Annotated in this window: 4 protein-coding genes and 1 riboswitch; of the genes, 3 read left to right on the top strand and 1 reads right to left on the bottom strand. The window is 74.8% G+C overall.

Annotation, left to right across the window (positions count from 1 at the left end; translation table 11 throughout):
- Positions 1 to 338: 338 nt before the first annotated feature.
- Positions 339 to 962, bottom strand: coding sequence for a DUF4240 domain-containing protein (locus ABD323_RS30525; RefSeq protein ID WP_344445269.1), 624 nt, complete (start codon positions 960 to 962; stop codon positions 339 to 341).
- A gap of 204 nt (positions 963 to 1,166) precedes the next feature.
- Between ABD323_RS30525 and ABD323_RS30520 the strand changes: the two genes are divergently transcribed.
- The 3 genes from ABD323_RS30520 to ABD323_RS30510 all read left to right on the top strand — a co-directional run.
- On the top strand, positions 1,167 to 1,754 hold the full coding sequence (locus tag ABD323_RS30520; RefSeq protein WP_344445268.1) for a DUF4328 domain-containing protein: 588 nt from the start codon (positions 1,167 to 1,169) through the stop codon (positions 1,752 to 1,754).
- Between the two features lie 80 nt (positions 1,755 to 1,834).
- A riboswitch (ZMP/ZTP riboswitch) is annotated at positions 1,835 to 1,926 on the top strand.
- A 41-nt stretch (positions 1,927 to 1,967) separates the two neighbouring features.
- The gene (locus ABD323_RS30515) at positions 1,968 to 3,449 is read left to right on the top strand and encodes a glycine hydroxymethyltransferase (RefSeq protein WP_425556207.1); all 1,482 of its coding nucleotides are present in this window, start codon (positions 1,968 to 1,970) and stop codon (positions 3,447 to 3,449) included.
- Between the two features lie 528 nt (positions 3,450 to 3,977).
- The coding region (locus ABD323_RS30510; protein ID WP_344445267.1) for an amino acid adenylation domain-containing protein at positions 3,978 to 5,124 on the top strand (1,147 nt) is incomplete at its 3' end.

The following is a 5,124-nucleotide window of genomic DNA, read 5'->3' as shown; positions in this document are numbered from 1 at the left end:
CCCCCCCGCCCCCCGCCCCCCCCCCCCCCCCCCCGCCCCCCGCCCCCCCCCCCCCCCCGCCCCCCCCGCCCCGGCCCCCCCCCCCGCCCCCCGGCGGTCGTTTCGCGCCACCCGGCGGCCTGATTCAAACATCCCGCGGCCGCATCCTCCGAACCGCGCGATCGACGGCCACCGGCTGTCACCGGAGCGGTACGGCGCGGGTATCGCGGCAGGCGGAGCGGGGTGTGCGGGCGTCGCACGGTGCCACCGGGACGCGGGCCGGGCGGTGCGCCAGGCGGTCGTGACGGGGGCTCAGGATCCGCGGCGGTCGCAGGGACGCGGGCCGTCGGGGTCGACGCTCAGCCTGGTCCGCCCGCAGAGTCCCGTCCGGGGTGCTGCCAGTCGACTGTCCTGAACACGAACCCGTCCTGCTCGTCGGGGAACGCGCCGGCGAGGGGCCCGGCGACGGTGACGGTCCGCCAGGCGGTCCGGCCGGCCCGGGCCGTCAGGCGCGGCAGCAGGTGGGAGGCCTCCTGGACAGTCCGGGGCCCGCCGGCGAAGGCCCGCTCCAGCGCCACGTCCGGCAGCGGCAGCTCGCCCCCGGTGAGCTGCCGGTAGGCGTCCGGCGCGGCCTGGGCCAGGTTCTCGGCGTCCTCGATCGACCGGCCGTCCCACGGCACCGCGGCCAGGCTGTCCGGATCCGCGAGCGCGGCCTCGAAACGGACGCGGCCCAGGCCGATCAGCCAGTCCCGGAACGAGTCGAAGCCCTCGTCGTCGGCCTCGCCGTCGATCAGGCAGGCGGCCACCCAGAGCGGCTCGGTGCAGGACCGGGCCCTGCACTCCCGGTACCGGCGCTGGAACGCGGTGATCTCCTGCGGCGCCAGCCGCGCGAGCAGCCGCACCAGCACGGCGGCCTGGTCCTCGCCAGGGGTGGTGCCCAGGCGGGCGTCCTCGATCAGGTGCCAGAAGCCGTCGATGTCCATGGCGGGGATCCTGTCACCGCGCACCGACGGACGTCAGGTGCGAGGGGCGAACGGCTCAGGGCCGGGCGGGTCGGCCCGGTCGAGGATTTCGTATCTTGTGTAGCGAAGAAGTGATGACGATCCGTCGGACTTCTGGACGCTGTCGGATCTTCCCCCTAATCTCTCGGTGATCATCACATCAGACGGAAAGCGATGCCTCGACTCATGGCCCACCCCGCAGCACAGCCCCAACACCTGCGCGAGATCACCGAGGGCATCATCTACTCCTCGGGCCTGCAGTTCGGCCTCCTGGCCCTCTATGAGGTCGGCACGCTCTTCAGCTGGCACGACCATCTGAACGTCTGCCTGACCTTCAGCGTGCTGTTCGCGCTCGTGGTGGCGATCGTGCTGCCGGTCTGGACGATCCGCTGCCGCACCAATGCCGAGGTCCTCCACCCGGGCACCCAGCAGCGCATGTCGAGCACCCTGGCGGGCTGGTCGTGGTTCATCCCGGTGGGGTTCCTGTGGCTGCCCTACCAGGCCGTGACCACCGCCTGGCGCGCCAGTGCCAAGAACGGCGCCGGCACCGGCCCGGTCCGCCTGTGGTGGTTCGCCCGGCTCGGCGGGTTCGTCGCCATCGTGGCCGCCGGCACGTCGCACGGTGCCGCCGCGGTCCTGATCTGGCTCGCCCTGCGAGGCGTGTCCTACGGCGCCTTCGTCCACCTCGCCCGTCAGCTCTGCCACTGGCAGACCCACGACATCGAGCAGCTCGCCGCGAGCGGCGCCGCGCCCGCACCGGCACCGGCGGCCTGAACGGGCGACGGGCGTGGCCGGTGGGTGGCTCTCGCATGGTGGACGGGGGTGCCGGACGGCCGGCGGGAGTTGATACGGTCCGGGTGAGCCGTGACTGGCGCGCTGGGATGGACTCGACCATCGGGGAGCGGCTCCGTGTCTCACGTTGTCGCCGTGCGCCTGGGCCGTCCGCTTCCCCGCGAGGAGACCGCCTTGGCCAGCCCAGTTCCGCCCGTGTCCAGCTCCCCGTCCACCTCCCCGTCCGCGAGCGCCGCCGTGTCGTCGAACGCCACCGCCGACACCGCCTTCCGCAGCGCGCTGGACGTGGTGCGCGCGGTGGAGCCGCGGGTCGCCGACGCCATCGGCGCCGAGATCGAGGACCAGCGGGCCTCGCTCAAGCTCATCGCGAGTGAGAACTACGCCTCCCCGGCCGTGCTGCTCGCCATGGGCAACTGGCTCAGCGACAAGTACGCCGAGGGCACGGTGGGCCGCCGCTTCTACGCCGGCTGCCGCAACGTGGACACCGTGGAGTCGCTGGCCGCCGAGCACGCCCGTGCCCTGTTCGGCGCCCAACACGCTTACGTCCAGCCGCACTCGGGCATCGACGCCAACCTGGTCGCCTTCTGGGCCGTGCTCTCCCAGCGGGTCGAGAGCCCGGCCCTGCGGCGCGCCGAGGCCCGGCACGTCAACGACCTGAGCGAGCAGGAGTGGGCCGAGCTTCGGGCGGAGCTGGGCAACCAGCGGATGCTCGGCATGTCGCTGGACACCGGTGGCCACCTCACCCACGGCTTCCGTCCGAACATCTCCGGCAAGATGTTCGAGCAGCGCAGCTACGGGACCGACCCCGCCACCGGGCTGATCGACTACGACGCGCTGCGGGCGACGGCCCGGGAGTTCCGCCCGCTGATCCTGGTGGCCGGCTACTCGGCCTACCCCCGTTTGGTGAACTTCCGGCTGATGCGGGAGATCGCCGACGAGGTGGGCGCCACGCTGATGGTCGACATGGCGCACTTTGCGGGGCTGGTCGCGGGCAAGGTGCTGACCGGCGACTTCGACCCCGTGCCGCACGCCCAGATCGTCACCACGACCACCCACAAGTCCCTGCGCGGCCCGCGCGGCGGCATGGTGCTCTGTGACGACGCGTTGGCCGAGCACGTCGACCGGGGTTGCCCGATGGTGCTCGGCGGCCCGCTCCCGCACGTGATGGCGGCCAAGGCGGTGGCCTTCGCGGAGGCCCGCCGCCCCGAGTTCCAGGACTACGCGCGGCGTGTGGTGGACAACGCGCAGGCGCTGGCCGAGGGTCTGCTGCGGCGCGGCGCCACCCTGGTCACCGGCGGCACCGACAACCACCTGGTCCTCGCCGACGTCTCCGGCTACGGCCTGACGGGCCGCCAGGCCGAGGCCGCGCTGCTGGACTCCGGCATCGTCACCAACCGCAACGCCGTCCCGCAGGACCCGAACGGCGCCTGGTACACCTCGGGCGTGCGGATCGGGACCCCCGCGCTGACCACCCGCGGGCTCGGCACGGCCGAGATGGACGAGGTCGCCGAACTGATCGACACCGTCCTGCGCGGCACCACCGCGCGCGTGTCCGGTGGCGGCGAGCCCTCCAAGGCCCAGTACGAGCTGGACCCCGCGCTGTGCGAGGCGATCGCCCGGCGGGGCGCCGACCTGCTGGCCGGATTCCCGCTCTACCCGGGCATCCACCTCGGGTAGCCGGTTCCCTGACCGGGACGCCACCGCGTGGTCGTGGCGTCCCGGTCACGGGACACCCCGGCCGCCGGGCCGGGGCACTCCCCGCCCGGCCACCGTCGGCCGGCGCGCCGGGCGGGCTCGCGGGGACCGCCGTCGTCGCCCTCGTCCGTGTCCCGATCACGCTCCGGCGCTGCGGCGGGCAGAGCCGGCGGGCGCTGCGAGGGGCAGTCGGGCCGGGCTCGCCGGGTCGGGCCGGACGGCGGCGGGGCATATGCCCAGATGAATGTCCGGACGAAGAGGGAAGCCGGCTTCCGCTTGGGGAGCCGCCGGGCACGGGCGGCCCGTTCGGCTCGATCCGGCGCATCGTCACCTGCCGTGACCGGCGCCGCAGTTCATTGACTTGGTCTGGGTGAGCGAGGAAACTCGGTCCCTGTTCGACCGGGCCGGGCACCCGCCAGGGTGGATCGACTCCGGTGACGGCCACCGCCGTTGGGGTCGGTGGGGGGAGGCTGCGAGCCTGCGTGCCCGCAGTCGGGAGAAGGACGTGCCGTGCCGACTGTGCCCGAGCTCGTGGCGGCCCGCGCGGCCGCCGACCCGCACCGCACCGCCCTCGTGCAGGGCGACCGTGAGCTGACCTACGGCGCGCTGCTCGACTGGGCGGACGCGCTGGCCGGACAGCTGGGCGCCCGCGGGGTGTCGGCGGGCGCCACGGTCGCGGTGCTGTGCGAGCGGTCGATCGAGTACGCGGTCGCCGCGCTCGGCGTGCTGCGGGCCGGCGCCTGCTACCTGCCGCTGGACCCGGCCTACCCGGCCGAGCGCCGCGCGCTGATGCTCGAGGACGCCGCGGTGGCCGAGGTGCTGGACGCGGCCGCAGTCGCCGCCGCCCGCCCGACCGGGCCGCCGCCGCGCCCCGCGAGCGCGCCGGGTGGCGACGATCTCGCCTATGTGGTCTATACCTCTGGCTCCACCGGGCGTCCCAAGGGCGTCGCCGTCGAGCACGGCAGCCTGCTGAACCTGGTGACCTGGGCGCACGCCACCTTCGCCCCCGGCCCCGGCGACCGCACCCCGCTGCTGTCGGCGGTCGGCTTCGACGCCTCGGTCCTGGAGCTGTGGCCCCACCTGACGGCGGGCGCCACCGTCGTGGTCGCCACCGAGCACGACCGGCGCTCCCCGACCCGGCTGCGGGACTTCCTGGTCGAGGTCGGGATCACCCTGGCGTTCGCCGCCACCCCGCTCGCGGAGGCCCTGGTGGCGCTGTCCTGGCCCGCGGCCACCGCCCTGCGCACCCTGCTCACCGGCGGCGACCGGCTCACCGCCCGCCCGCCCGCCGGGCTGCCGTTCACCCTCGTCGACAACTACGGGCCCGCCGAGTCCACCGTGATCGCGCTCTCCGGCCCGGTGGCACCGGGGGAGGGCCCGGCGACCATCGGCCGGCCGTTGCCCGGGATCACCGCCCTGGTCCGCGACGCGGCGGGCGCCGGGACGCCGGACGGCGAGGTGGGTGAGCTGTACCTGGGCGGGGCGGGCCTGGCCCGCGGCTACCTGGGCAACCCCGCGCTGACCGCCGAGCGGTTCACCGTGGACCCGGTCGGTGCGCGGATGTACCGGACCGGGGACCGGGTGCGGCGCCGGCCGGACGGCGAGTTCGAGTTCGTCGGCCGGGCCGACGACCAGGTGAAGATCCGCGGCTTCCGGA

The sequence above is a fragment of the Kitasatospora nipponensis genome (genome assembly GCF_039528135.1).
Taxonomy (GTDB): Bacteria; Actinomycetota; Actinomycetes; order Streptomycetales; family Streptomycetaceae; genus Kitasatospora; species Kitasatospora nipponensis.
This window is presented reverse-complemented; position numbering and strand designations above follow the sequence as displayed.